The 25,600-nt window shown below is 70.8% G+C and carries 22 protein-coding genes; 8 read left to right on the forward strand and 14 right to left on the reverse strand.

Annotation, left to right across the window (positions count from 1 at the left end):
• Positions 1 to 9: 9 nt before the first annotated feature.
• Complete coding sequence (locus RBJ65_RS06525; RefSeq protein ID WP_306316619.1) at positions 10 to 1,308, reverse strand: M14 family metallocarboxypeptidase; 1,299 nt, start codon at positions 1,306 to 1,308, stop codon at positions 10 to 12.
• Positions 1,305 to 3,305, reverse strand: a complete 2,001-nt coding sequence (locus tag RBJ65_RS06530; RefSeq protein ID WP_306316618.1) for a Xaa-Pro dipeptidyl-peptidase — start codon at positions 3,303 to 3,305, stop codon at positions 1,305 to 1,307. Before RBJ65_RS06530 ends, RBJ65_RS06525 begins: the two co-directional genes overlap by 4 nt.
• A 216-nt stretch (positions 3,306 to 3,521) precedes the next feature.
• Here RBJ65_RS06530 and RBJ65_RS06535 point away from each other — a divergent pair, with 216 nt between their 5' ends.
• Positions 3,522 to 5,006, forward strand: coding sequence for a M1 family metallopeptidase (locus tag RBJ65_RS06535; protein WP_306316617.1), 1,485 nt, complete (start codon positions 3,522 to 3,524; stop codon positions 5,004 to 5,006).
• A gap of 36 nt (positions 5,007 to 5,042) precedes the next feature.
• Here the strand turns inward: RBJ65_RS06535 and RBJ65_RS06540 are convergent, their stop codons facing one another.
• Positions 5,043 to 6,503 carry an MFS transporter gene (locus RBJ65_RS06540; RefSeq protein ID WP_306316616.1) on the reverse strand — a complete coding sequence of 487 codons (1,461 nt, stop codon included), beginning with the start codon at positions 6,501 to 6,503 and terminating at the stop codon, positions 5,043 to 5,045.
• Between the two features lie 207 nt (positions 6,504 to 6,710).
• Here RBJ65_RS06540 and RBJ65_RS06545 point away from each other — a divergent pair, with 207 nt between their 5' ends.
• On the forward strand, positions 6,711 to 7,358 hold the full coding sequence (locus RBJ65_RS06545; RefSeq protein WP_306316726.1) for a TetR/AcrR family transcriptional regulator: 648 nt from the start codon (positions 6,711 to 6,713) through the stop codon (positions 7,356 to 7,358).
• Positions 7,359 to 7,480: 122 nt separating this feature from the next.
• Here RBJ65_RS06545 and RBJ65_RS06550 read toward each other — a convergent pair whose 3' ends face one another.
• From RBJ65_RS06550 to RBJ65_RS06565, 4 genes are all read right to left on the reverse strand, one after another.
• Positions 7,481 to 8,338: an oxygenase MpaB family protein gene (locus tag RBJ65_RS06550; RefSeq protein ID WP_306316615.1), complete on the reverse strand. Its 858-nt coding sequence runs from the start codon at positions 8,336 to 8,338 to the stop codon at positions 7,481 to 7,483.
• Between the two features lie 25 nt (positions 8,339 to 8,363).
• Entirely contained in the window at positions 8,364 to 8,633 is a 270-nt protein-coding gene (locus tag RBJ65_RS06555; RefSeq protein ID WP_306316614.1) for a hypothetical protein, read from the reverse strand.
• 79 nt (positions 8,634 to 8,712) lie between these two features.
• A complete protein-coding gene (locus tag RBJ65_RS06560; protein ID WP_306316613.1) occupies positions 8,713 to 10,185 on the reverse strand; it encodes an amino acid permease in 1,473 nt (490 codons plus the stop codon).
• A gap of 208 nt (positions 10,186 to 10,393) precedes the next feature.
• Complete coding sequence (locus RBJ65_RS06565; protein WP_306316612.1) at positions 10,394 to 11,410, reverse strand: LysR family transcriptional regulator; 1,017 nt, start codon at positions 11,408 to 11,410, stop codon at positions 10,394 to 10,396.
• A gap of 314 nt (positions 11,411 to 11,724) precedes the next feature.
• On the opposite strand from RBJ65_RS06565, the gene RBJ65_RS06570 reads away from it, so the two are divergent.
• The 5 genes from RBJ65_RS06570 to RBJ65_RS06590 all read left to right on the forward strand — a co-directional run bounded on the left by RBJ65_RS06570 (position 11,725) and on the right by RBJ65_RS06590 (position 16,001).
• The gene (locus RBJ65_RS06570) at positions 11,725 to 12,600 is read left to right on the forward strand and encodes a hypothetical protein (RefSeq protein WP_306316611.1); all 876 of its coding nucleotides are present in this window, start codon (positions 11,725 to 11,727) and stop codon (positions 12,598 to 12,600) included.
• Positions 12,597 to 12,884, forward strand: a complete 288-nt coding sequence (locus RBJ65_RS06575) for a hypothetical protein (RefSeq protein ID WP_306316610.1) — start codon at positions 12,597 to 12,599, stop codon at positions 12,882 to 12,884. The genes RBJ65_RS06570 and RBJ65_RS06575 overlap by 4 nt, the downstream gene beginning before the upstream one ends.
• Positions 12,881 to 13,942, forward strand: a complete 1,062-nt coding sequence (locus RBJ65_RS06580; RefSeq protein WP_306316609.1) for a fumarylacetoacetate hydrolase family protein — start codon at positions 12,881 to 12,883, stop codon at positions 13,940 to 13,942. Before RBJ65_RS06575 ends, RBJ65_RS06580 begins: the two co-directional genes overlap by 4 nt.
• Positions 13,939 to 15,108 (forward strand): FAD-dependent oxidoreductase, encoded by a 1,170-nt coding sequence (locus tag RBJ65_RS06585; RefSeq protein ID WP_306316608.1) that lies wholly within the window; start codon positions 13,939 to 13,941, stop codon positions 15,106 to 15,108. The genes RBJ65_RS06580 and RBJ65_RS06585 overlap by 4 nt, the downstream gene beginning before the upstream one ends.
• Positions 15,109 to 15,266: 158 nt before the next feature.
• Positions 15,267 to 16,001: a helix-turn-helix domain-containing protein gene (locus RBJ65_RS06590; RefSeq protein ID WP_306316607.1), complete on the forward strand. Its 735-nt coding sequence runs from the start codon at positions 15,267 to 15,269 to the stop codon at positions 15,999 to 16,001.
• A gap of 33 nt (positions 16,002 to 16,034) precedes the next feature.
• On the opposite strand, the gene RBJ65_RS06595 is transcribed toward RBJ65_RS06590, so the two are convergent.
• The 4 genes from RBJ65_RS06595 to RBJ65_RS06610 all read right to left on the reverse strand — a co-directional run bounded on the left by RBJ65_RS06595 (position 16,035) and on the right by RBJ65_RS06610 (position 21,857).
• Positions 16,035 to 18,218, reverse strand: coding sequence for a 3-hydroxyacyl-CoA dehydrogenase NAD-binding domain-containing protein (locus RBJ65_RS06595; RefSeq protein ID WP_306316725.1), 2,184 nt, complete (start codon positions 18,216 to 18,218; stop codon positions 16,035 to 16,037).
• A gap of 44 nt (positions 18,219 to 18,262) precedes the next feature.
• Positions 18,263 to 19,477: an acetyl-CoA C-acetyltransferase gene (locus RBJ65_RS06600; protein WP_306316606.1), complete on the reverse strand. Its 1,215-nt coding sequence runs from the start codon at positions 19,475 to 19,477 to the stop codon at positions 18,263 to 18,265.
• 80 nt (positions 19,478 to 19,557) lie between these two features.
• Positions 19,558 to 20,700: an acyl-CoA dehydrogenase family protein gene (locus RBJ65_RS06605; RefSeq protein ID WP_306316605.1), complete on the reverse strand. Its 1,143-nt coding sequence runs from the start codon at positions 20,698 to 20,700 to the stop codon at positions 19,558 to 19,560.
• 8 nt (positions 20,701 to 20,708) lie between these two features.
• A complete protein-coding gene (locus tag RBJ65_RS06610; RefSeq protein WP_306316604.1) occupies positions 20,709 to 21,857 on the reverse strand; it encodes a CaiB/BaiF CoA-transferase family protein in 1,149 nt (382 codons plus the stop codon).
• 175 nt (positions 21,858 to 22,032) lie between these two features.
• Between RBJ65_RS06610 and RBJ65_RS06615 the strand changes: the two genes are divergently transcribed.
• A complete protein-coding gene (locus tag RBJ65_RS06615) occupies positions 22,033 to 23,214 on the forward strand; it encodes a trans-acting enoyl reductase family protein (protein WP_306316603.1) in 1,182 nt (393 codons plus the stop codon).
• Here the strand turns inward: RBJ65_RS06615 and RBJ65_RS06620 are convergent.
• The 3 genes from RBJ65_RS06620 to RBJ65_RS06630 are packed head-to-tail and all read right to left on the reverse strand — an operon-like array spanning position 23,186 to position 25,562.
• Positions 23,186 to 23,899 carry an endonuclease V gene (locus tag RBJ65_RS06620; RefSeq protein WP_306316602.1) on the reverse strand — a complete coding sequence of 238 codons (714 nt, stop codon included), beginning with the start codon at positions 23,897 to 23,899 and terminating at the stop codon, positions 23,186 to 23,188. The two genes, RBJ65_RS06615 and RBJ65_RS06620, sit on opposite strands and share 29 nt — an antisense overlap.
• A gap of 20 nt (positions 23,900 to 23,919) precedes the next feature.
• A complete protein-coding gene (locus tag RBJ65_RS06625; RefSeq protein WP_306316601.1) occupies positions 23,920 to 24,984 on the reverse strand; it encodes an acyltransferase family protein in 1,065 nt (354 codons plus the stop codon).
• On the reverse strand, positions 24,981 to 25,562 hold the full coding sequence (locus RBJ65_RS06630) for a TerD family protein (protein ID WP_306316600.1): 582 nt from the start codon (positions 25,560 to 25,562) through the stop codon (positions 24,981 to 24,983). The genes RBJ65_RS06625 and RBJ65_RS06630 overlap by 4 nt, the downstream gene beginning before the upstream one ends.
• Between the last annotated feature and the right edge of the window lie 38 nt (positions 25,563 to 25,600).

Raw genomic sequence — 25,600 nt, forward strand, 5'->3', positions numbered from 1 at the left:
GTAACCCGATCAGCAGCGTGTGTCGGGATCTCCTTCCGTCAAGTGGTACGTCGCGCGCGCGTCGAGGAGCAGGGCGACCAGGGCCCGCTCGGACTGCCGCAGCGGTACGTAGGCGCCGTCGCCGGACTTCCGCACGGTGATGCCGTGCAGCGCCAACTCGTCCTTGACCTCGGCGTATTGGGCCTCGCTCAGCCGGTATCCGCAGGGCGGATCCTTGATGACCTCGGCTGCTTCGGCGGGGTCGTTGTCGACGCCGCCGACGTAGATCGGCCCGCTGTCGGCGAAGCCCTTGGCGCGGGCCGCCGTCGTCGCCGCCTCGATCGCGCCGAGCCGCTCGGACGTGTACCGGAAGAGGCCGCCGAGCGCCGCGAGTTGGGAGTCGCGGCGCCGCTGGTTGACGAGCGCCGGATCGTCCTCCTCGGCCGGGGTGCCGGGGTCGACGCGGCTCTCGATGAGCAGCCCGACGGAGTTCTTGACGCCGGACGCATTGCGCAGGATGCGCTCCTGCCCGTCCCCCGCGGTCTGCTTGATCGGGTCGCCGGTCTCCGGGTCGGTCCAGATGCCGTACGTGCCGGTGGAGTACCCGGCCGCGTTCGCGGCGGGCCGCACGTGGTCGAGCGAGAGCGTCTCGGCCTCGTCGTGGACGGCGGCGTCGGTGTTGAGGTTGCGGGGCCAGAGGTCGAAGAGGTCCTTGTCGTAGTACTTCGGAGTGGCCCCGTACTCGTGCAGGTCGTAGATGACGTCGGGCCTGCGGTCGCGGATGACGGCGGCCATGGCGCGCGCCTCGGCGGTCTTGAGGGCGATGTGGTCGCGGTTGATGTCGATGCCGTCGGAGTTGCCGCGGGTGTCGGCGGCGTTGCCGTCGGGGTTGGCGGTGGGCACGACGAGGAGGGTCGTACGGGACAGGAAGCGCTGCGTCGCCCTGTCCTTGGCGTAGGCGAGGTCGCGGATCTTGGTCAGGCAGGCCTCGCGTCCTGAGGGTTCGTCGCCGTGCTGGGAGCAGACGAGCAGCACGGTGTTGGCGGTGCGGTGCTGTCCGATCGTCACGAGGTTCAGCGGGCGCCCCTGCTTCGTCTCGCCGATCCGGGAGACGGACACGGCGTCGGAGGCCTTGTCGACCGTCGCGAGGAGGTCCTTCTCCTCGGGCTGGCTGGTCCAGCGGGCGCCGTCGGTCTCCTCGAAGCCGGTACGGGGCAGGGTGCTGTCGGCGCCCGCCGGGGCCGCCACCACGAGGGGCGCGGTGAGGGTCGCTGCGGCGGTGGCCAGGGCGAGGGTGCGCGGGCGCGCTCGGGTGGAACGTGCGCTCATCGGTTGCTGCCTCCCGGTATGGGGCGGTCGAGGCGGTAGGGCTGTACGCCGTCGGCCGCGGGCTTCTGGGGGGTGGCGGTGGCCGAGCCGGAGGTCGCGGCCGCGAAGGCGGCGGGACCGCCGACGACGGGGACGCGGGCCGCGCTGCGACCGAGGTCGAGGCTGAGGGTCGGCTTGGTGGACGGCGGGTCGATCAGATCCTTGTCGGTGCCGGCGACGATGAGGGCGAGCCGGTGGCCCTTCGGGACGACGTGGTCGCTGGCGGCCAGGTCGATGGTGAGGGTGTACGGCTTGCCGGGCGTCAGCGCGGTGCCGTGCTCCGGGTTCGCGTACGTGCCGAGGTCGGCCCAACCGCGGCTGAACACGGTCGAGTTGACGTCGGTGGTCGCGGTCGGCGTGTTCAGGAAGCAGGAGCTGTCGCCGGTGGTGCTCGGCCCCCAGCAGCTGCGTTCGGTGCCGGTCGTGATGCCCTCGCCCGCGCCCGCGTAGTCGCGGATGGTGGCGGGTCCGAGGTCGACGAGGACGGCGCTGAGGTGGGCGGTGGACGTCGTCGGGGTCGCGGTGACCGTCACCTTCGAGGAGCCGGAAAGGCGCAGGTCCTTGCCGAGCGGGCGGCTGATGAACCCGGCCTTCTCCGGGGTCGACCGCTCGATCCGGTCGGCCCAGTCGAGCTCGCCGAGCGCCGGATCGTCGGTGAACGTCTCCTTGCCGGAGCCGGACTTGAGGCCGAGGGTGCCGACGCCCGCCTTGTCGCCCTTGGCGGGGCGCAGCGCGGTGGTGTCGGTGGCGCGCGGCGGCCAGACCTTGTCGGTGGTCCAGCGGTCGGGGGCGCGCTCGATGTCGGCCATCGGCTCGCGGTCGATTCCGTTGTCGTAGCCGAGGAGTTCGTGGTCGAACCAGCGGTGCAGGGTGTCGACCCAGTCGGCGCGGCGGAAGTCGAAGGGGTCGACATGGCCGGTCTGGGCGAGCCAGATCTTGCGGTCGACGCCGTTCTCGGCGAGGGCGTCCCACCACTGGCCGAAGTGCTTGGCGCGGACGTTCAGGTCCTGCATTCCGTGCACGACGAAGACGCTGGCGCGGACGTTGTCGGCGTCCTTGACGTAGTCGCGCTCCTGCCAGAGGCCGGTCCAGTCGCCGGTTCTTGGCGCTTCGTCGACAAGTCGTTTCTGTACGGCGGCGCAGCGTTCACGTGCCGCCGGGCTCTCGACGTAGTCGGAAAGCCACTCGGGGCCCGAGTCGTAGAGCGGGGCGCCCTGCTGGAAGTAGTAGTCGTACCAGGAGGAGATGCCACCGATGGGGACGATGGTCTCCAGGCCCTCGACGCCGGTCGCGGCGACGCCGTTGGCGACGGTGCCGTCGTAGCTCTTGCCGATCATGCCGGTGCGGCCGTTGGTCCAGTCCGCTTTCGCGCGTTCGGTGCCGGTGCGGGTGGTGTAGCCCTTGGCGCGGCCGTTCAGCCAGTCGACGACGGCCTTCGCGGAGCCGATGTCGTAGGCCCCGCCGACGTCCACGCAGCCGTCGGAGCGGTTGGTGCCGAGCAGGTCGACGCCGACGAACGCGTAGCCGCGCGGCACGAAGTAGTTGTCGTAGAAGAGCGGCATCTGTACGACGTTGCCGTCCGCGTCGTACGTCTTCTTCTGGCTCTCGTTGCCGCGCCCGCAGCAGGAGTAGTACGGGCTGGCGTCCATGATCACGGGGACCTTGCGGCCCTGGGTGTCGAGTTCGCGGGGGCGGACGATGTCGACGGCGACCCGGTCGGTCCTGCCGTTGTCGTCCCCGTCGAGGCGGGTGTCGACCCAGACGGATTCGCGGATCGCGTCGGCGTAGGAGTAGACGGGCTTGGATTCGGCCGCCGGTTTGGCGGGTCCCGCCGGGGCGGCCGATGCGGTGGTGCCGGTGGCGACGAGGGCGGACAGCAGGGCGGTGACGACCGCGACCGCGAGGGTTCTCCAGCGGTGCGGCGATCTGTGGTGGCTGCGTCTGTCTGGTATCGGCATGGCGCGGAAGGTACACCGGTCAATTGCCGTGCGACAGAGGGCCGTAGGCACAATCGACAGGTCCGTGGTACGCCAAGACACATGTCGGCCGGATGACGATCGTGTGGCTGGTGCGGCCATGGACAGGGGCGGGGCCCGAGGTGCTGAATAGGCTGCTGAGTGGTTCCGCACTGTCGGTTCCGAACTGTCGTGACACCCCTACGACTTGGAGTTCTCGTGCAGCGCAGATATCGCAGACTCGTCGTCCCCGGCGCGTTCGCGGCCGCCCTCCTGCTGGCGATCCCGGCGTCGGCCGCCGACTTCGAACCAGGGGCCGCGGGCATCGGCGACCCCTACTACCCGACGTACGGGAACGGCGGCTACGACGTCTCCCATTACGACCTGCGCCTCAAGTACCAGCCGAAGACGGACCAGTTGGAGGGCACGGCGACGATCCTCGCCTCCTCCACGCAGGACCTGTCGCGCTTCGACCTCGACTTCGGGCTCACCGCGAGCGAGGTCCTGGTCAACGGGAAGCGGGCGAAGTTCGCGAAGTCGGGCGAGCAGGAGCTGGAGGTGACCCCGGCGGCCGGGCTGCCGAAGGGCACGCCGTTCACGGTCGTCGTGAAGTACGCGGGCAAGCCGACCGACGTGGAGCTGTGGGGCTTCACGTCGCCGCAGCGCACCCCGGACGGCATCGTCCTCGCCAACGAGGCGGAGTCGGCGGCCTGGTGGTTCCCCTCCAACGACCACCCGCTCGACAAGGCCACGTACGACGTGTCGGTCGCGGTGCCGGACGGTACGCAGGCGATCTCCAACGGGACCTTGCAGTCGCAGAGTTCGAAGCTGGGGTGGACGCGGTTCAACTGGCGGTCGAGCCATCCGCAGGCGACGTATCTGGCGACGCTCGCGGTCGGCAAGTTCGACATCACCACCGACAGGACCGCGGACGGGCTGCCCGTCATCAACGCGTACAGCAAGGACCTCGGCGCGAACGAGGGCGCGGCGAAGGCGAGCGTGGAGCGGACGACCGAGGTCGCCGAGTGGCTGGAGTCGGTCTACGGGAAGTATCCGTTCGAGGCGCTGGGCGGGTACGTACCGAACGTGCCGTCCGGCTTCGCGCTCGAGACGCAGACGCGGCCGTTCTATTCCCCGAAGCAGTTCGCGAGCGGGTCCAACGTGTCCGTTGTGGTACACGAGTTGGCGCACCAGTGGTACGGCGACAGTGTCTCCGTGCGCGGGTGGAAGGACATCTGGATCAACGAAGGGTTCGCCCGGTACGCGCAGTGGCTGTGGTCGGAGAAGGAGGGCGAGGGCACGGCGCAGGAGCTCGCCGACTACGCGTACGAGCAGCATCCGGCGGACGACGCGTTCTGGACGGTGAAGCCGGGGGATCCGGGGGCGGAGAACCAGTTCGCGGCGGCCGTGTACGACCGGGGGGCGATGGCGATTCAGGCGTTGCGCAACGCGGTGGGCGAGAAGGACTTCTTCGCGATTTTGAAGGGGTGGCCGCTGCAGCACGCGTACGGCAACGCGAGCGTCTCCGACTTCCGGGCGTACGCGGAGAAGGTGTCCGGGAAGCCGTTGGGCGAGCTGTTCGACACGTGGCTGTACGAGCCGTCGAAGCCGGCCGCGCCTGCCGCGAGGGCGGCGACGGAGCCGGTTCAGCCCAAGTCGTGGAAGCGGATCGCCGCCACGAACGGGGTGCACGGCGAGCACTGAGAGGTCACGGCTCAGCGCTCGCCCGCACCGGACGCCTCAGGCCGGTTCTTCGGTGGCGTGCGAGTTCGTGAGGGTGAGCGCGCCGCCCGCCGCGATCAGCCCGACGATGACGGCGAGTACGGCGTAGGTGATGCGCTCGCCGTGGAAGAAGGACTGCACGAGGTCGCTGCTCCAGACGCCCGCGGGCAGCTGGGTGGTGACCAGTGCGGCGATCAGGGTGCCGACGACGGCGGTGCCGACGCTGGTGCCGACCTCCTGGGCGGTGTCGTTGAGCGCGGTGCCGATCGAGGTGCGGTTCTCCGGCATCGCCTCGACCAGGGCGATGGCGCAGATGGTCATGACCGTGCGCAGCCCGATGGTCATCACGACCATGCAGGCCGCGATGACGGCGTACCCGTGGTCGACGCCCCAGGCGAGGCCGGCCAGCGCCACGGTCAGGCAGGCCGCGCCGACGAGGCAGGCGACGCGGTGGCCGAACCTCTTGGCGAGCCACTCCGAGAGCGGCGTCGCCGCGATCATGGTCAGGATGAGCGGCAGGTTCGCCAGGCCGGCCCGCACGGGGCTCCACCCGTAGGCGTACTGGAAGTGCAGGATCAGCCCGAACATCACGCCGGCCATCGCGACGGACGTGCCGATCTGCGCGAGGGCGGCGCCGCGCACGGTGCCGTTCGAGAAGATCTTGAGGTCCAGCATGGGGGCCTTGCTGCGGCGCTCGTGCCCCACGAACGCGAGGCCCGCGACTGCCGCGCCCAGGACCGAGCCGAGCGTGGCAGCGGAGAGCCAGCCGTGCTCGACGCCGCTGGTCAGCGCGTAGCAGGCCAGGCCGATGGTGAGCACGCTCAGGACGGCGCCCGGCAGGTCGAGCCGGTCGTCGGTGAGGTCCTCGCGCCGGTCGGGCGCGACACCGAACCGCACGCCGATCGCCGCGATGAGCGCGATCGGCGCGTTGATCAGCAGCAGCCACTGCCAGCTGACGTGGGCGAGCGCGGTGCCGCCGAGCAGCGGGCCGAGGATGAACCCGGACATGCCGACGACGATCATCAGGGTCATCGCGCGCATCCGCAGCGCCTGGTCGTCGAAGAGGCGGAAGACGAGCGAGTTGGTGATGGGGGCCATGGCCGCGGCGGCGACGCCGAGTCCGGCCCGCAGGGCGATGAGCTGCCCGGTGGAGTCGACAGCGACGACGGCGAGGCTCAACACGCCGAAGACGGCGAGGCCGACGAGCAGGACGCGGCGGCGCCCGAGTCGGTCGGCCATGGATCCCGCCGTGAGCAGCAGGCCGCCGAACGTCAGTGAGTAGGCGCTGGTGACCCATTGCAGGGCGGTCGTGCCGCTGCCGAGGTCGCGGCCGATGGTGGGCAGCGCGATCGAGAGCAGCGTGTTGTCGACCATCTCGACGAAGAAGGCCAGGCAGAGAGCGGCCAGCGGGATCCATGCAGCCCGCAGGGATGTGTAGGTCCGGGTGGAAACGGGCCCGGTTTCGGTGGTGGCAGTCATGACCGGCCTCCTTTCTGAACGGTGAACGCCGTCGAGAGTCGAACGGCGCTCGATCATAGAACATGGTTCGATGTTCGAACGTGGTTCTACTGTAGAACCATGTTCGATGTGGAGGCAAGTTGTGCTTGGATGGATGTCATGACACCCCCGCCGACCCGCTCCGCCGCCGCAGCGTCCTCCCGGGGGCGCCGACGCGCTTCGCACTCGATGGAGGCCGTGCTCGACGCGGCCGTGGCCGTGCTCGACGAGGCCGGTGGGTCCGCGCTGACGTTCCGCGCCCTCGCCGCCCGGCTCGGCACGGGCGTCGGCACGATCTACTGGTACGTCCAGAACAAGGACGAGCTCCTCGACCGCGCCACCGACCACGCGATCGGCGGTGTCCTTGCCACCGTGGAGGAGCTGCCGGACAGCGACGACGCCGTCGCCGACCTGCGCGCGATGGCCGTCACGCTGTTCGACGCGATCGTGGACCGGCCGTGGCTGTCCGCGTACTTCATGCGCAACACCGACGTGCAGGGCAACTCGCTGCGGCTGTACGACAGGCTCGGGCGGCAGACGTTGCGGCTCGGCCTCACGACGCGGCAGCGGTTCCACGCCGTTTCGGCGATCACGGGTGTGGTGGTCGGTACGGCGGCCGATCTGGGGATGGAGATTCCCCAGCGGCTGCTGGACGGGGAGGTGGACCGGGAGGCGTACCTCGGGCAGTTCGCCGAGACGTGGCGGTCGCTCGACGCGGAGGAGTTCCCGTTCGTGCGTCAGGTCGCCGACGAGTTCGCGGTCCATGACGACCGGGAGCAGTTTCTCGCCGCGCTTGATCTGACCTTGGCGGGGTTGCGGCTTCAGGCCGGGGCCTGAGTTCGGCGTGCCGTGGTTGCGGTCGCGGGGCTCTGCCCCGGGCCCCGCGCCTCAATCGCCGGCGGGGCTTGAATTGCCGAACCGACGTTACGGGCGCGGGGCTCTGCCCCGGGCCCCGCTGCTCAATCGCCGCAGGGGCTTGAATTGGCGGGGCTTGATCTGGCCCGGCGTGCCAGTGGCAGGTAGCGGAAGCGTTCCGGGAGGCGTGGTGCTGTCCACCGCACCAGTAGCGCGAAGCGCCGCAAGCGCCGTTCCTGGCGTGGGGTCCACGGGAGGCCGATGGCGTCCCGTGCCTCCGGTGGGAGGAGGCCGGTGGAGAGGAAGCTCATGGTGCGGGTGATGGCCGGGCGGAGGAGTGGCCAAAGGGGGCTCAGGAACGGGTGGTGGCCCGGTGGCGGCGGGAGGGGGCGGTTCTTCGCCGTCAGCTCGTCCACCACCGCGTTCCGCTCGACCTCCTCGCTCAGCATCTTGCGGTAGTACGGCCAGAACTCCGCGGTCGTCTGGGGCATGTCCCGGTCGTGGATGCCGAGGATGCGGCCGACCATCAGCCACTCCGCGTAGAACCGCTCGTCCTCCTCCGGTGTGAACGGGGTGGCGAAGTAGCGCCGGGCGTAGCGGGAGACGGGGTAGCCGGTGGCGTGGACCCAGGCGTAGTAGGCGGGGGTGAGGGCGTGGTAGCGGCGGCCGTGCGGGTCGGTGCCCTGGATGGTGCGGTGGAGGCGGCGCAGCCTGCGGCCCTCCTCGGCCGCGGCCTCGCCGCCGTAGACCCAGAGCATGACCGAGGTCAGTGAGCGTGCGCCGCGGCCCCAGGGGTCGGTGCGGAACACCGAGTGGTCGTCGACGCCGGCGCCGACGGCGGGGTGCGCGACCTGGAGCACGAACGCGGCGGGGAGCGCGAGCAGGGCGCGGATGTCGCCCGCCGTCTCCCAGAGGATGCCGCCGGGCGGGGGTGGAGGCGGGTCCGGGGCGTGCTGCTTCATACAGCAAGGGTGCCTCAGCGATCTCCTACGACTCGTCCCCGTACCGCTTCGCCAGGTCCGAGGCCAGTTCGGAGACGCAGGTGCACAGGTCGGTGATGGCCGCTGTCGCGGTCGGTGCCGACCGGCAGGGGACCACCTGGGCCGGGAGTGGGGTCGCGGCTGGGGGTGTCTTGGGTGGGGGCGGGGTGGTGGGTGGGCGGCGGCGGGCGGTGGTGAACAGGGCCGCCGCCACCGCCGCGGCGAGTGCGGCCAACTGCCCGACCTTGACATGCACGTCCCACGGAACCAGCGCCATGCCTGTGTCCTACCCGCATGGCACGGGGCCCCAACGCGCCGTGTGCGTCGGGGCCCCGTGGGGAGGGAGAGGAGGTGGCTCAGTCGCCGTCGGTGACCTTCGTCAGTTCCTGCGACGCCACGCGGTCGACATTGCGGCGCACGCGGAACCAGCCGATGAAGAGCAGCACCGCGATGACCGGGATCAGCATGAGCGTCTTGCGGCCGGTCTCCGCGTCGTTCCACATCAGTGCGAGCACGGCGAGGAAGAAGACGATGGTGACGATCTCGGTGACCGGGGAGAACGGGAGGCGGAACTTCGGGCGCTCGACCAGGCCCTGCTTGGACCGGCGGACGAACGCCAGGTGCGCGACCATGATCATGATCCAGGTGCCGATGATGCCGATCGAGGAGACCTCGATGACGATGTCGAAGGCCTCGGCCGGGAGCAGGTAGTTCAGGCCGACGCCCAGGACGCCGACGCCCGCGGTGAGCAGGATGCCGCCGAAGGGGACCTGGTTCTTGTTCATCTTGGCGGTGAACTTCGGGGCGGAGCCCGCCATGGCCATGGAGCGCAGGATGCGGCCCGTGGAGTAGAGGCCGGAGTTCAGCGAGGACATGGCGGCGGTGAGGACCACCAGGTTCATGATGTCGCCGACGCCGCCGACGCCCAGCTTCGAGAACAGCGTCACGAAGGGGCTCTCGCCGGAGCTGTACGTCGTGGCGGGCAGCAGCAGCGCGAGCAGCAGCACCGAACCGCAGTAGAACAGGCCGACGCGCCACATGATCGAGTTCACGGCGCGCGGGACGACCTTCTGCGGCTCGGCGGTCTCGCCCGCCGCGACGCCGACCAGTTCGAGGGCCGCGTACGCGAAGACGACACCTTGCATCACGAGGACCACGGCCATGGTGCCGCTCGGCATCCAGCCGCCGTTGTCCGTGATCAGGTGCAGGCCTGGTGTGTGGCCGTCGATGGGGTGCTGCGTGGCGACGAGGAAGATGCCCACGAACAGGAAGGCCACGAGGGTGGCCACCTTGATGATCGAGAACCAGAACTCCATCTCGCCGAAGTACTTCACGGAGACGAGGTTCACGGCGAGCACGACCGCGAGCGCGATCAGCGCGAGCACCCACTGCGGGATGCTCGTGAAGGCGCTCCAGTACTGGGTGTAGAGCGCGACCGCGGTGATGTCCGCGATGCCCGTCATCGACCAGTTCAGGAAGTACATCCAGCCGGCGACGTAGGCGCCCTTCTCACCGAGGAACTCGCGCGCGTACGACACGAAGGAACCGGATGAGGGCCGGTAGACGACCATTTCGCCGAGGGCGCGCACGACGAAGTACGCGAAGACCCCGCAGATCAGATAGGCGAAGACGAGGGCGGGGCCCGCGTCGTGCAGCCGGCCGCCGGCACCGAGGAAGAGTCCGGTGCCGATCGCGCCGCCGATGGCGATCATGTTGATGTGGCGGCTCTTGAGGGCCTTGCTGTAGCCGGCGTCGCCCGCGTCGGCGGGCGCCTGGGAGGCATCTGTGCGCGATGCGTCCGTGGCCGTGTTGACGGCGTCCTTGCTCACGAGAGGGGTTCCACTCTGTGGTGCCCGGCGACGTGGGGGCCGCCGGGGTCCGGAACGTGCATCGGCCCGCATCGCCCCTGACAGCGTGCGGACCGTCGGTGCACCTTCCCCGAAGATCCCCCCGGATGCGGTGGCGGAGATCACATAGCGGCGCTTCTCACATGGCGACACACCCCTGGACGTGCAACCGGAGGGGGCGTATAGGGCGTCACGCGGTCGGGAGCTCCTCGGGTGGGGCCTTCTTCATCGCCTCGGCGGCCGCCCGGCGCAGCGCGCCACGGAACCAGCGGTGTCCGGGGTCGTTCGTTTCACTGGCGTCCCAGTACAGCGACAGCAGATGCTCGTTGATGGCGAGCGGACTCGGCAGGATCCGGATGCCGGGCGTGCCGGCGAGCCGCTCCGCCATCCGTCCCGGGACGAAGGCGATGCGGTCGGTGCCGGCGACCAGCAGGGGCACGGACTGGAAGCTGTCGACGGAGACCTCGATGCGGGGTTCCCTTCCCAGGGTCCGGAATTGACGCATCGGTGGGGCGCTCGAGTTCAGGGACGGGCCGAAGGGGGAAACCCAGGGCAGCTTCGCCACGTCCTCGTTGGTGACCGCCTCCCCCACCGGCGCCGCGCTGCCGACGACGCACACCCAGTGGTCCCGGAGGAGCCGGACGCTCGGATGTCCGCGTATGAAGTCCGGGGGCAGGACCACCCCGTCGGAGTGCCGCAGCAGATCCTCGAAGTCGCCACTCGTGCGCGGGCTCAGCTGTTCCAGGCACAGCCGGACGGCCGGGGCCTCCCGTCGCAGCAGGGGGACGAGCGTCGAACTCAGCACCGCCAGAGAGTAGTCGGAGAGCGCGAGCGTGAACTCGCGGTCGCTCGTCGCCGCGTCGAACGGGTCCTCAAAGACGCGTTCCGCGGCATCGAACGCCTCGTCCGCCCGCTCCAGCAGCCCACGGGCGAAGGGCGTGAGCTCGTACGTCCTTCCGACGCGCACGAGCAGTTCGTCGCCGAAGCGTCGGCGCAGCCGGGCCAGCGCGTTGCTCGCCGCCGACTGCGTGAGGCCGACCGTCTCCCCGGCGCGCGTCACGTTGCGCTCGCGCAGGAGCGCCCGCAGCACCGGCAGCGAGACCAGGTCCTGGCTGCGGAGCAGGCTGTGGTGCTGCGGGGCGCCCGCGGCGGGGGCCGGGGAGGGGGTGCAGTGGGCCGTGGAGGGGGAGTTCGGGTCCGAGGTCATGCGGGCTCCCTCCGCGGTTCCGAGGTTCTGATGTGCCGGTCTGATGTGCCGGTCCGGTGTGCCGGTCCGGTGTGCCGGTCCGGTGTGCCGGTCATCATCCAACACGGTGATGCACCGGCCCAGTTCGGCGGGCGGTGGCACGCTGATCGCGTCGGCCCGCCCCGGCGAACCATTCAGCGGATCCATGGCTGCGATGCCCGATGTCCGTTTCCCCGCGGCCGCCGTCACCGCCCACGATGGCAGCGATCCCATCCCCACCCGCGGGCGGCCGTGCTGTGCCGTTCCGCGGATACGACCTGCCAAGAGGAGGCGATATGGCCACCGTTGTCCAAGTGTTGTGCGTTCCTCACGACCCGACGTTGCCGGGCGTCGCGGCCCGCGCCGCTGACGCGCCCGAGCCGTTGCGGCGCACACTCGGCCACTTCCACACCTTGCGGACCCGCCTGGCCGAGGCCCGCCCCGATGTACTCGTCGTCGCTTCTGGCGACCACTTCAACCAGTGGTTCTACGACAACATGCCGACCTTCTCCATCGGCAAGGCCGTGCGGGCCCGGGGTCCTTTCCCGCACGAGGAGGAGCTGTTCGGCGTCGGGGCCTACGACACCGCGCTGGAGGGCGACGTCGCCCGGCACCTGCTGCGCCAGGGCCTGCGGCGCGGCATCGACTTCTCCTACAGCGACGACTTCCTCCTCGACCACGGGTTCACCGTCCCGCTGACCTTCCTCCGCCCCGAACAGGACCTGCCCGTGGTGCCGATCTTCACCAACGTGATGGCGCCGCCGGTGCCGCCGGGCCGGCGCTTCTACGAACTCGGCGCCGCGGTCGTCGAGATGATCGAGGCGCACCCCGCGGACCTGCGCGTCGCGGTCATCGCGAGCGGCCATCTGTCCAACGCCATCGGCTCCCCCGCGATGGCGGACTTCGTCACGCGGCCCGAGCAGCCCTGGGACCGGCGGGTGTGGGACCAGATCACCCGCGGCGACACGGACACCCTGGTGGCGGAGAGCAGCTACGAGGCGCTGGCCAAGGTCGGCAGCGGAACGCCCGGTTTCCTGGACTACGTCTTCGCCCTCGGCGCCGTCGGCGGCGATGTGCCGCACTACGCGCGCAAGGTCGCCAGCACCTTCGGACCACCGGCCGGGTTCCTCGCCTGGGACACCGCCACGGGCGCCGCGGGGGTCGCGTCATGAGCCGCTTCGCCACCAGTCACGTGATGTGGGAGATCACCCGCGACCGGGGGCTCGCCGAGCGGTTCACGGCGGATCCGGACGCCGTCCTCGCCGGCCGGGATCTGACCGAGGCCGAGCGGACCGCGCTGGCCGCGGCCGATCTGCGCGCGCTCTTCCAGGCCGGCGTCCACCCCTTCGTCCTCTATCACTTCGCCCTGCGCCTGGCCGGCGGCTTCAGCATGCCGTTCATGGAGCGGTACCTCGGCCAACTGCGGGGCCTGACCGTAGGGAGTCTCGACACATGACCACCCACTCCGCCCTGTCCTCCCAGGCAGCACCCGAACCCACCGATCCGGCGACGGGTCTACGGACCGGGACCTTTGCCGTCGGCACCTTCGAGGAGTCCGGCCGCGCGTTCCCGGCGCTCGTGCACCCCGACGGGAGCGTCGTCGACCTGTCCGACCGGTTCAGGGACCTGCACGAGGTCTTCGACGACTGGGCGCGCAACTTCGAACTGCTCGGTGACATCGCCGCCACGTCGGCCGCCGCCACCCGGCGCCTCGCGGACCTGCGCCCCCTCCCGCCGCTGGCCCGCCCGAACATGCTGCTGTCGGGGTCGAACTACAAGACCCACGTCGCCCAGATGCTGACGAAGAACGAGTTCAACCAGCACAACCGGCGCCCCGGCGAGAGCGACGAGGACTTCTTCGCCCGCAACTACGCGATGATGGAGCGCCGCGCCCGCGAGGGCACCCCGTTCCTCTGGGCGGGCCTGCACTCCTCACTGGCCGGCGCGCACGACGACGTGATCCTGCCCGTGCTCGGCGAACAGCCCGACTGGGAGCTGGAGTTGGGCATCGTTCTCGGCGGTACCGGCCGACTGCTCGACCTGGACGAGGCGCGGCACCTCATCGCGGGCTACACGGTCGTCAACGACCTCGGCACCGTCGACCTCTTCCGCCGCACCGATGTGCCCTTCGGCTACGACTGGGTGGGCAAGCACCAGCCGACGTTCAAGCCGGCCGGTCCGTTCATCGTGCCCGCCCCGTTCGTGACCCTCGACGACACCGTACGGATCCGGCTCTCGGTCAACGGCGAGGTGATGCAGGACTGGCCCGTCAACGACTACATCTTCGACCCGGCGCAGGTCGTCGCCTACGCCTCCGAGCGGGTGCGGCTCACCCCCGGCGACCTCGTGTGCATGGGCTCCCCGCCCGGGAACGGCGCCCACCACGGCCGCTTCCTCAAGGACGGTGACGTCATGGACGCCGAGATCACCTACCTCGGCCGGCAGCGCAACCGGTGCTTCGCCGAGGACGCGGGCGGCCGGACGCCCACCTTCGGGCACTGGAAGAACCAGTGAGGGGCCGCGACGGCGGTACGCGGCCCGGGGCCACGCCCGCGATCGGCAACGCGCTCGTCGTCGGCGGCGGCATCGCGGGACTCAGCGCCGCGACCGCCCTGGGCCGCCGCGGTATCGCCTGCGACGTGCTCGAACTGCGCGACGCCCCGGCAGGCGCGGCCATCACGCTGCAGAACCGGGCCATCGACGCCCTCGACGAGCTGGGCCTGCTCGACCGGATCCGCGCCGAGGGACGGGCGCGGAGCCAGGCGGACATCTTCCGCTACTTCGACGCGGCAGGCGCCCCGGTACCGACACCGGCCGTGCCGCCCCCGGCCGAGGGCGCGCTGCCCCAGGCGGTCGTCATCCACCGGGCCGCGCTGGCCCGGGTGCTGCGGGACGGCGCCGAGGCCGCGGGCGCCGTGGTGCGCACCGGCACCACTCTCACCGCTCTGACGACGCACGACGGCGGCGCCACCGTGCGCCTCACCGACGGCACGGAGCGCACCTACGACCTGGTGATCGGCGCGGACGGGGTGCGCTCCGCGACCCGGCGGCACGTGTTCGGCGACGAGGTCCGGCCGCGGTACACCGGCACCACGATGTTCCGCTGGGTCGTCGACGGCGTCCCCGACGTCGGCCCGCCGGGGTTCTACCAGTCCGATGGCATCCTCAACGTGCTCCTCCGGCTCCGTGACGGCGGCCTGTACCTGGCCACCGGCAGGGACTACCCGGCCAGGCCGGGCCGCTTGAGCCAGGAAGCGGCCCGCCGCGTCGTCGCGGAGAACCTCGACGCCTTCTCCGCTCCGCTGCCGCGGGCGCTGCGCGAACGGCTCGGCGGCGGCACCCGGATCGTGGTCAACGACTACGACGGGCTGCTCGCGCCCGACCCCTGGTACCGGGGACGGGCACTCCTCATCGGCGACGCCGCCCACGCGACCAGCGCCTATCTGGCGTCGGGCGGTGGCATGGCCATCGAGGACGCCGTCGTGCTCGCGCGGGAACTCGCGGGCGGCGGCAGCGCCGAGGACGCGCTGCGGCGGTTCATGAGGCGCCGCTACGAACGCGTCCAGCTCGTCGTGGAGACCAGTTTCCAGCTGGGCGACATGCACCGGGCGGGCGCCCCGGTGGCGCGACAGAACGCCGTGCGCGCACGGGCTCTGGAGGCCCTCAAGGCGCCGTACTGATGCGCGTATCAATGTGCGTACCGATGTACCCCAGTTCATGACGGACGCATGACAGTCCCGGTGTGCCAGCAATAGTGTTGAACCTGTTGGGTACGGTTCCGCCGAGCCGCCGCGCACGGCGGAACCGTACGAGAACCCGAGCGACCGGCGAGGCGGAGATGACGACGGACACCGAGGACGCTGAGAGCACCGGCACGGTGGCGTCGGCCCCCACGCTGACCGTCGACGAACTGGCGGCCCACGCCGGTGTCACGGTGCGCACCATCCGCTTCTACAGCACGCGGGGCCTGCTGCCGCCGCCGGTGATCGGCCCGCGGCGGGTGGGGCACTACGGTCCTGAGCACGTCGCGCGGCTCGCGCTGATCGAGGAGTTGCAGCACCAGGGCATGACGCTGGCCGCGATCGAGCGCTACCTGGAGCAGCTGCCGGCCGATCTGAGCGCGCAGGACCTGGCCATCCACCGCGCGGTGGTGGCGAGTTGGGCCCCGGACGCGGTCGAGACGCTCTCGCGTGAGGAGTTGGAGCAGCGGGCGGGGCGGGCGCTGACCGACGCGGATCTGGAGCGCCTCGCCACGATGGACGTACTGGAGCAGCAGGCCGGGGACGCGTTCCGCTGCGACACCGGGCAGCTGCGGCTCGGCGTCCAACTCCTCGACGTACCACTGTCGTTGGACGCGATCCTCGCCTCCCGCGAGGTGCTCGTGGAGCATTCGCGGGGTGCGGCGCAGGAGTTGGCGCGGCTGTTCACCACCGAGGTGGCGCAGAGGGCCGAGCAGGACGTGAAGTCGCTGTCGGCCCATATGCAACCGCTGGTGATTCAGGCGCTGTTGACCGCGTTCCAGCGGTCTTTGAAGGAGGAGCTGCGGGAGGCGTTCCGTACGACGGAGCGTTGAACGGAACGCCTCCCGCACACATCCGGACCGGCGTCAGTCCTTGAACGTCTCGCCCTTCTCCGCCTTCTCCACCAGCAGCGCGGGCGGCAGGAACCGGTCGCCGTAGCACTCCGCCAGCTCGCGGGCGCGCGCGACGAATCCGGCCGGGCCGCCCTCGTAGCCGTTGATGTACTGGAGCACGCCGCCGGTCCAGCCGGGGAAGCCGATGCCGAAGATGGAGCCGATGTTGGCGTCCGCGACGGACGTCAGCACGCCTTCCTCGATCAGGCGCACCGTGTCGAGGGACTCGGAGAAGAGCATCCGCTCCTTCATGTCCTCGAACGGGATCTCCGTGCCGGGCTTGGTGAAGTGCTCGCGCAGGCCGGGCCACAGGCCCGCGCGCTTGCCGTCCTCGCCGTACTCGTAGAAGCCCGCTCCCCCGCTGCGGCCAGGACGCCCGAACTCGTCGACCATGCGGTCGACGACGGCCTCCGCCGGGTGCTCCTCCCACGTGCCGCCGGCCTCGACGATCGCGGCCTTCGTCTCCTCGCGGATCTTGCGGGGCAGCGTGAGGGTCAGCTCGTCCATCAGGGAGAGCACCTTCGCCGGGTAGCCGGCCTGGCCCGCCGCCTGCTCGACCGACGCGGGCTCGACGCCCTCGCCGACCATGGCGACGCCCTCGTTGATGAAGTGGCCGATGACGCGGGACGTGAAGAAGCCGCGGCTGTCGTTGACGACGATCGGCGTCTTGCTGATCTGGCGGACCAGGTCGAAGGCGCGGGCCAGGGCCTCGTCGCCGGTGCGCTCGCCCTTGATGATCTCGACGAGCGGCATCTTGTCGACGGGCGAGAAGAAGTGCAGGCCGATGAAGTCGGCCTGCCGCTCGACGCCTTCGGCGAGGGTGGTGATCGGGAGCGTGGAGGTGTTGGAGCAGAGCAGGGCGTCCGGCTCGACGATGTCCTGGATCTCCTGGAACACCTTGTGCTTGAGCGACGGGTCCTCGAAGACGGCCTCGATGACGGCGTCGCAGCCCGCCACGGCCTGCGGGTCGGAGGCGGGCGTGATGCGGGCCAGGAGCGCGTCGGCCTTCTCCTGCGACGTCCGGCCGCGCTTCACCGCCTTCGCGCACAGCTTCTCGGAGTAGCCCTTGCCCTTGGCCGCGGCCTCGTCCGATACGTCCTTGAGGACGACCTCGATGCCCGCGCGGGCGCAGGAGTAGGCGATGCCCGCGCCCATCATCCCGGCGCCGAGGACGGCGACCTTGCGGACCTTCTTCGGCTCGATGCCCTTGGGGCGGTTGGCGCCGGAGTTCACGGCCTGGAGGTCGAAGAAGAACGCCTGGATCATGTTCTTCGCCGTCTGGCCCGTGACCAGCTCGGTGAAGTAGCGGGCCTCGATGGCGAGGGCGTTCTCGAAGTCGACCTGGGAGCCCTCGACGGCGGCCGCGAGGATGTTGCGCGGGGCCGGGTAGGGGGCGCCGTTCAGCTGCTTGCGCAGGTTGGCCGGGAAGGCGGGGAGGTTCGCGGCGAGCTTGGGGCTTGCCGGGGTGCCGCCGGGGATGCGGTAGCCGGGCTTGTCCCAGGGCTGCTGCGACTCCGGGTTGGCGTCGATGAAGGCGCGGGCCTTCTCGATCATCTCCTCGCGGGTGGCGGCCAGTTCGTGGATCAGGCCGTTCTCCAGGGCGCGCTTCGGGTTGTACTGGGTGCCCTGGAGCAGCACCTTGAGGAGCGCGTCGGCGATGCCCATCAGGCGTACGGTGCGGGTGACGCCGCCGCCCGCGGGGAGCAGGCCGAGCGTGACCTCGGGGAGGCCGATCTTCGAGCCCGGCGCGTCGAGCGCGACGCGGTGGTGGCTCGCGAGGGCGATCTCGTAACCGCCGCCCAGGGCCGCGCCGTTGACGGCCGCGACGACCGGCTTGCCGAGGGTCTCGATGCGGCGCAGCGAGTTCTTGATGCCGGTGCCGGTCTCGAAGACGGACTGGGCGTCCCCGGGGCCCGCCTTCATCATGTCCTTGAGGTCACCGCCCGCGAAGAAGGTCTTCTTGGCGGAGGTGTAGATGAACCCGCGGATGGAGTCGGGGTTCGCGGAGAGTTCCGCTTCCGCGCGGTCGGCGATCGCGGCGATGGACTCCTTGAACGCCTGGTTCATGGTGTTCGCGGACTGGTTGGGGTCGTCGAGGACGAGCGTGACGATGCCGGTCTCGTCCTGTTCCCAACGGATGGTGGAACTCGTCGACAGGTCAGTCATCTTGGGTGCTCCGTAAGGGGGTTGAGGCCGGGTGGTCAGACGCGCTCGACGACGGTGGCGATGCCCATGCCGCCGCCCACGCACAGCGTGGCGAGGCCGTAGCGCTTGTCCTGACGCTCCAGTTCGTCGACGAGGGTGCCGAGGATCATCGCGCCGGTGGCGCCGAGCGGGTGGCCGAGGGCGATGGCGCCGCCGTTGACGTTGACCTTGTCGAGCGACAGGCCCATGTCCTTCACGAAGCGCAGCACGACCGCCGCGAACGCCTCGTTGATCTCGACGAGGTCGATGTCGTCGATGGTGAGACCGGCCTTGGCGAGCGCCTTGCGGGAGGCGGGCGCGGGCCCGGTGAGCATGATGGTCGGCTCGGATCCTGAGACCGCGACGGAGACGATGCGGGCGCGCGGCGTCAGCTCGTAGCGCTCCCCCACCTCGCGCGAGCCGATGGCGACGAGCGAGGCGCCGTCGACGATGCCGGAGGAGTTGCCCGCGTGGTGCACGTGGTCGATCTTCTCGACCCAGTGGTACTTCTGCAGCGCGACCGCGTCGAAGCCGCCGAGGTCGCCGATGTCCTTGAACGACGGCTTCAGCTTGCCGAGCGAGTCGGCGGTGGTGCCGGGGCGCAGGTGCTCGTCGTGGTCGAGGACGGTGAGCCCGCTGCGGTCCTTGACCGGCACGATCGAGCGCGCGAACCGGCCGTCCTTCACCGCGGCGGCGGCCCGCTCCTGCGACATGGCGGCGTACTCGTCCACGTCCTGCCGCGAGAAGCCCTCGATGGTGGCGATGAGGTCGGCGCCGATGCCCTGCGGCACGAACCCGGTCTCGTACGCGGTCATCGGGTCCATCGCCCAGGCGCCGCCGTCCGAGCCCATCGGGACGCGCGACATCGACTCGACGCCACCGGCGAGGACGAGGTCCTCCCAACCCGAACGGACCTTCATCGCCGCCAGGTTGACGGCTTCGAGGCCCGAGGCACAGAAGCGGTTCTCCTGCACGCCGGCCACCGTGTCGGGCAGCCCGGCGGCGATCGCGGCGATGCGCGCGATGTCGGAGCCCTGGTCGCCGATCGGTCCCACGACGCCGAGCACGATGTCGTCGATGGCGGCCGGGTCGAGGTCGGGGAAGCGGCCGCGCAGCTCGTGGATCAGGCCGACGACCAGGTCGATCGGCTTGGTGCCGTGCAGGGAGCCGTTGGCCTTGCCGCGGCCGCGCGGGGTGCGGATCGCGTCGTATACGTACGCGTCTGTGGTCACGGGAGGTGCCTTTCGAAGAGGGGCCGTACGAAGAGAGGAGCGGTACGAGGAGAGAGGGGCGGCAGGACGAGAAGGGTCGGTCAGGACAGCAGTGAGCGGCCGATGATCTCCTTCATGATCTCGGTCGTGCCGCCGTAGATGGTCTGGATGCGTCCGTCGGTGAACGCCTTCGCGACGCGGTACTCGGTCATGTACCCGTATCCGCCGTGCAGTTGGAGGCAGCGGTCGGCGACCTTCTTCTGCAGTTCGGTCGCCCACCACTTCGCCATGGAGGCGTGCACGGCGTCGAGCGTTCCGTCCGAGTGGTCCTCGATACAACGGTCGAGGAACGTGCGGGTGACGGCGCACTCGGTGGCCATCTCGGCGATCTCGAAGCGGATGTGCTGCTTCGCGGCGAGCGGGCGCCCGAAGGCCGTGCGCTCCTTGACGTACTCCGTGGTGATCTCAAGCAGGTGCTCGGCGGCGGCGATCGCGGCGACGGCGATGCCCATGCGCTCCTGCGCGAGGTTCGTCATGAGGTGGATGAACGCGCCGTTCAGCTCGCCGAGGAGGTTCTCCTTCGGGACGCGGACGTCGTTGAAGAACAGCTCGGCGGTGTCCTGGGCCTTCTGGCCGATCTTGTCCAGGTTGCGGCCGCGCTCGAAGCCCTCCATGCCGCGCTCGACGACCAGGAGGGAGAGGCCGTGCGCGCCGCCCTCGGGGGTCGTCTTGGCGACGACGATGACGAGGTCGGCGAGGATGCCGTTCGAGATGAAGGTCTTCGAGCCGTTCAGCAGCCAGTGGTCGCCCTTGTCCTCGGCGGTGGTCCTGATGCCCTGGAGGTCCGATCCGGCGCCGGGTTCGGTCATGGCGATGGCCGTGATGGTCGAGCCCTCGCAGAAGCCGGGCAGCCAGCGCCGCTTCTGCTCCTCGGTGCCGAGCGAGGTGAGGTACGGGCCGATGATGTCGTTGTGCAGGCCGACGGCGAGGCCCGCGGCGCCCGCGCGCGTGAACTCCTCGGCGAGGACGGCCGGGTAGCGGAAGTCGGCGTTGCCGCCGCCCCCGTACTCCTCGGGCACGGCGATCCCGAGCAGGCCCTGGCGCCCGGCGGCGAGCCACGCCTCGCGGGAGACGATGCCGTCCTTCTCCCACTGCTCGTAGTGCGGCGTCACCTCCTTGGCGAGGAAGGTGCGCACGGTCTCGCGGAACGCCTCGTGCTCGGCGCTGAACAGGCGTCGTTCCATGCTCGCGATCAACTGCCTTTCTTTTCGGTGTTGTTCAAATCCGGTACGTCCCAGTCGAGGGCGACGTCGGCCGTGTCGGCGCCCGGCTGGGCGGGGCCCGAACGGACGCTGGTGGGGGTGTCGGAGAAGCGGGGCGCGGGGGCCGGCTGGGTGAGGCCGCCGTGGTCGACGAAGGTGCCGCGGGCGGCGAGGTGCGGGTGGTGCGGGGCCTCGCCGAGGGAGAGCACGGGCGCCACGCAGGCGTCGGAGCCCTCGAAGACGGCCGTCCACTCGTCCCGCGTACGTTCCTTGAAGCGCGCGGCGACGGCCGTACGCAGCTCGTCCCAGCGCCCGAGGTCGCCCCGGGCGTCGGCGAGTTCGCCGAGGCCGAGCAGTTCGCCGAACTCGGCGTAGAACTGCTGCTCAAGAGCGCCGACCGCCATGTACTGCCCGTCGGCCGTCTCGTACGTTCCGTAGAACGGGGCGCCGCCGTCGAGGAGGTTGGCGGCGCGCCGGTCCTGCCAGCCGCCGGCCGCGAGCATGCCGTGGATCATCGTGCTGAGGTGGGCGGTGCCGTCGACGATCGCGGCGTCGACGACCTGGCCCGCGCCGGTGTCGCGGGCGTTGTGCAGGGCGGCGAGGATGCCGACGACGAGGTAGAGGGAGCCGCCCGCGTAGTCGCCGAGCAGGTTCGCCGGGGCGACGGGCGGGCGGTCCGGGTCGCCGGTCATGCCGAGGGCGCCGGTGAGCGCGATGTAGCCGATGTCGTGTCCCGCGCGCTGGGCGAGCGGGCCCTCCTGGCCCCAGCCGGTCATCCGGCCGTAGACCAGCTTCGGGTTGCGGGCGCGGCAGTCGTCCGGGCCGACGCCGAGCCGTTCGGCGACGCCGGGGCGGTTGCCCTCGATCAACACGTCGGCGCGCGCGGCGAGTTGCAGCACCCGGTCGGGACCGTCGGCCGCCTTCAGGTCGATGACGACGGAGCGCTTGTTGCGGTTCGTGATGTCGTACTCGGGGCTGACCCCGAGCTTGCTGCCGCCGGGCCTGTCGACGCGTACGACGTCGGCGCCGAGGTCGGCGAGGAGCATCGCGGCGAAGGGGCCGGGGCCGATCCCGGCGAGCTCCACCACGCGCACCCCGGCGAGTGGGCCGCGGTTGTTGTTCGTGTCTGCTACTGCCATCCCGGCACGCCCCCAGCTTGTGACACAACTGATGTAACACCAGTGATGCTATGAAGCGGATCCGGTCGGCACAAGCCCCTGGCGAGCAAGCGCTTAGCCAATTTCCGACCGGGGCGGCTGGAGCGGGGCTCGATGAACTAGCCTCGGCCACCGGCATCGGTGGGTAAGGGGTGGCATGAACGAGGAGAGCAGGACGTACGACGTGGTGCTGTTCGGGGCGACGGGCTTCGTGGGGGTGCTCACGGCCGAGTACCTCGCGGCTCATGCGCCCGAAGGGCTGCGGTGGGCGATCGCCGGGCGGGACACCACGCGGCTCGAACGGCTGCGGGAGCGGCTGACCGAGATCAATCCGGAGTGCGCGGTGCTTCCGCTGGTGCGCGCGGACGTCGCCGACCGGGCGTCGCTGCGCGAACTCGCCGTCAACGCGCGCGTGGTGGCGACGACCGTGGGCCCGTACCTGGAGTACGGCGAGGGGCTCGTCGCCGCGTGCGCGGAGGCGGGCACCGACTATGTGGACCTGACCGGTGAGCCGGAGTTCGTGGACCAGATGTATGTGCGGCACGACGCCGCCGCACGCGACACGGGCGCCCGCATCGTGCACGCCTGCGGGTTCGACTCGGTGCCGCACGACCTGGGCGCGTACTTCACCGTGAAGCAGCTGCCGGAGGGCGTGCCGCTGCGCGTCGACGGCTTCGTACGGTCGAACGCGACGTTCTCCGGCGGCACCTTCAACTCCGCGCTCAACCAGTTCTCGCGGGCGCGGCAGATGGTCGCCGCGCAGCAGGAGCGGCGCCGCCACGAGCCCCGCCCGACCGAGCGCACGGCGTACGCGCCGACCGGCACGCCGCGCTTCGCCAAGGAGGTCGGCGCGTGGGCGCTGCCGCTGCCGACGATCGACCCGCGGATCGTGCAGCGTTCGGCGCGGGCCGTGGCCCGCTACGGCCCCGACTTCCGGTACCGGCACTACGCGGCGGTGAAGACGCTGCCGTTCGCGGTGGGCGGCGTCGTGGGGATGGGCGCCTTGTTCGGCGCCGCCCAAGTGCCGCCCGTGCGGCGGTGGTTGGGCGGACGGTTGAAGCCGGGTGACGGTCCGGACGAGGCACGTCGGGCGAAGAGCTGGTTCTCGGTGCGGTTCGTGGGCGAGGGCGGTGGGCGCCGCGTCTACACGGAGGTGTCCGGCGGCGACCCCGGCTACGACGAGACCGCGAAGATGCTCGCCGAGTCCGCGATGTGCCTCGCCCTGGACGAACTCCCGGACACCGCGGGGCAGGTGACGACCGCTGCCGCGATGGGCGACGCGCTCATCGAGCGGCTGACGAGGGCCGGGATCACGTTCCGGGTCGCGGCGGAACGCTGACCGCGGCGAGCGCGTCCCGGCACAGGCGGTCGGCCTTCCTGGTCGTCTCCGGGATGCGGTAGCGCGGTGTGAGCGACAACGCGTGCGCGCACGCGTTGTCGAGCGAGACCCGGTGGCCCACGGACACGTACACCGGTTTCACGCCGTCCTGGGTGCGCAGCGCGCGGCCGACCTCCTCGGCGCCGTCGAGGAGGGCCGCCGCGCTCCCCCGCCGGGTGCCCAACTCGCCGTGGGAGAAGGCGAAGGGGTTCTTCGCGACGCCCATGGTGGGCAGCCCGGTGAGCACGCCCAGGTGGCTCGCGAGGCCGAAGCGGCGCGGGTGAGCGAGGCCGTAGCCGTCGCAGACGACGAGCCCGGGGTCGGCGGTCAGCGCCTCCAGCGCGCCGAGGACCGCCGGGATCTCGCGGAAGGCCAGCAGCCCGGGTACGTAGGGGAAGGCGAGTTCCCCGACGGCCGTCGCCTCCTCGACCACGGCGAGCGTCGCCGCGTCCAGGACGACGGCGGCCGCGGCGACGACGCCCCGCTCGTCGTCGTACGCGACATCGATCCCGGTGACCGTTCCGGAGCCGGGCGGTGGTCCGGACTCGTCGCGTACGACGCGGTCGCGCAGCGCGTCCTGCACGCCGCGCGCCGTCTCCTCGTCGCTCGGCCAGCCGGCGGGGAACCCCGAGATCGTCGTCACCATGGGGCGACCCTAGAACACGGTCAAGGCCGGGCCGTGTCGGGCGTGTTCCGCTGGAACGCCCACTCCATCCTCGGTTCCATCACGCACCGGAACACGCGTCGCACGGGTGATGTGCACAGCGCCGTGATCACGGTGGCGGCGATCAGTGTCACCACGATCTCGCCCCACGGCGTGTGCACCCAGGCCGGCTCGTACCAGTCCCAGTAGCGGGAGCCCTTCGCGAGGAAGCCGTGCAGCAGGTAGCCGTACAGGGTGCCCGCGCCGAGCGCCGTGAACCAGAGCGTCCGTCCCGGCACCCATGCGAAGAAGCACGCGACCAGGATCGCCGAGCAGCCGAACATGGCGAGCGTCATGACCACCCCGGTCCACCCGGGCGCGCCCAACTCCTGTGCGCTGTCCCGGCGGTAGAACCACGCGGTGTTCATCCGCGGCACCGCCCAGTACGCGAACACCAGCGCCGCCGCGAACACCGGCACCGACAGGACGCGCACCTCCTTGCGGCGCACCAGCCGGAAGTGCTCCGGCTTCAGGCACAGGCCCAGCACGAAGAACGGCAGGAACTGCAGGACGCGTTGGAGGTCCAGGTCGTCGCCGATGCTCGGCGACACCGAGGCGAGGGCCGCGATGGCGAGCGCCAACGGCAGCGGCCGGCGCAGCACCTTCCACAGGGGCGTGGTCAGGCGCCAGACGAAGAGCGCGATCAGGAACCACGTCAGGTACCAGGGGTCGAGCAGGCTGATCGGGTAGTCCGGGTCGTCGCCCGCCGTCCGCTTGAAGAGGGTGTAGGCGACCTCGAAGACGACGTACGGCACGGCGACGCCCGTGATCAGGCGCTTCAGCCGTCCCGGGCCCGCGTCGAACGACCGGGAGAAGTAGCCGGAGATGACGATGAACGCCGGCATGTGGAAGGCGTACACGATGAGGTAGAGGGCGGACGCCGCCCTGCTGTCGTCGCGCAGCGGCTCCCACGCGTGGCCCATCGCGACGAGCACGATCGCCAGGTACTTGGCGTTGTCGTAGAACGCGTCGCGGGCCTTGACCGGCCGCGCCGCCGCGTGGGGCGGCGCGGCGACGGTCGCGCTCACAGGTGGCGGCTGATCGCGGGCATCAGGTCCTGGAAGGTCCGGCCGCCGGCCGGCTCCCCGATCGCTCTCAACTTCCAGCCCGCGCCGTCCCGTTGGACCTTGGCCATGATCTGCGCGGTGTGGCTGCCGCCGCCGGTGAGGGTGTACCGGGCGAGTTCGTCGCCGGTGGTCTCGTCGACGAGGCGGCAGTACGCGCTGCCCACTTCGGCGAAGGTCTGCCCGGTGAACGAGTTCACGGTGAAGACGATCTGGTCCACCTCGGGCGGCACGCGGCGCAGGTCGACGGCGATGGACTCGTCGTCGGCCTGCCCGGTGCCGCCCACGAGGTTGTCCCCGCTGTGCCGCACCGAGCCGTCGTCGCTGACCAGGTGGCGGAAGAAGACGACGTCGACGTAGCTCGGCCCCGCGAAGAGCACGGCCGAGGCGTCGAGGTCGATCTCGCGGGTGCCGGTCAGCTTCGCGAGGAAGCCCTTGCGGGGCGCGGCCTGCCAGCCGAGGCCCATGCGGACGACGGTGAGCGCGTCGCCGGTGTCCTTGCTGAGACTGATCTGCTGGCCCTTGGCCAGGTTCACGGACATGCGCGGTGCTTTCTGGTCGGGCGGGAACGGGAAGAGGT

The organism is Streptomyces sp. KL109B (genome assembly GCF_030766935.1).
Lineage (GTDB): Bacteria > Actinomycetota > Actinomycetes > Streptomycetales > Streptomycetaceae > Streptomyces.

Bases quoted from the DNA above. Each gene is read 5' to 3' on its own strand.
- RBJ65_RS06590 (WP_306316607.1), top strand. From the start codon at position 15,267: ATGACGACGGACACCGAGGACGCTGAGAGCACCGGCACGGTGGCGTCG.
- RBJ65_RS06545 (WP_306316726.1), top strand. From the start codon at position 6,711: ATGGAGGCCGTGCTCGACGCGGCCGTGGCCGTGCTCGACGAGGCCGGT.
- RBJ65_RS06615 (WP_306316603.1), top strand. From the start codon at position 22,033: ATGAACGAGGAGAGCAGGACGTACGACGTGGTGCTGTTCGGGGCGACG.
- RBJ65_RS06555 (WP_306316614.1), bottom strand. From the start codon at position 8,633: ATGGCGCTGGTTCCGTGGGACGTGCATGTCAAGGTCGGGCAGTTGGCC.
- RBJ65_RS06530 (WP_306316618.1), bottom strand. From the start codon at position 3,305: ATGCCGATACCAGACAGACGCAGCCACCACAGATCGCCGCACCGCTGG.
- RBJ65_RS06620 (WP_306316602.1), bottom strand. From the start codon at position 23,899: ATGGTGACGACGATCTCGGGGTTCCCCGCCGGCTGGCCGAGCGACGAG.
- RBJ65_RS06605 (WP_306316605.1), bottom strand. From the start codon at position 20,700: ATGGAACGACGCCTGTTCAGCGCCGAGCACGAGGCGTTCCGCGAGACC.
- RBJ65_RS06565 (WP_306316612.1), bottom strand. From the start codon at position 11,410: ATGACCTCGGACCCGAACTCCCCCTCCACGGCCCACTGCACCCCCTCC.
- RBJ65_RS06540 (WP_306316616.1), bottom strand. From the start codon at position 6,503: ATGACTGCCACCACCGAAACCGGGCCCGTTTCCACCCGGACCTACACA.
- RBJ65_RS06570 (WP_306316611.1), top strand. From the start codon at position 11,725: ATGGCCACCGTTGTCCAAGTGTTGTGCGTTCCTCACGACCCGACGTTG.
- RBJ65_RS06580 (WP_306316609.1), top strand. From the start codon at position 12,881: ATGACCACCCACTCCGCCCTGTCCTCCCAGGCAGCACCCGAACCCACC.
- RBJ65_RS06575 (WP_306316610.1), top strand. From the start codon at position 12,597: ATGAGCCGCTTCGCCACCAGTCACGTGATGTGGGAGATCACCCGCGAC.
- RBJ65_RS06550 (WP_306316615.1), bottom strand. From the start codon at position 8,338: ATGAAGCAGCACGCCCCGGACCCGCCTCCACCCCCGCCCGGCGGCATC.
- RBJ65_RS06610 (WP_306316604.1), bottom strand. From the start codon at position 21,857: ATGGCAGTAGCAGACACGAACAACAACCGCGGCCCACTCGCCGGGGTG.
- RBJ65_RS06630 (WP_306316600.1), bottom strand. From the start codon at position 25,562: ATGTCCGTGAACCTGGCCAAGGGCCAGCAGATCAGTCTCAGCAAGGAC.
- RBJ65_RS06525 (WP_306316619.1), bottom strand. From the start codon at position 1,308: ATGAGCGCACGTTCCACCCGAGCGCGCCCGCGCACCCTCGCCCTGGCC.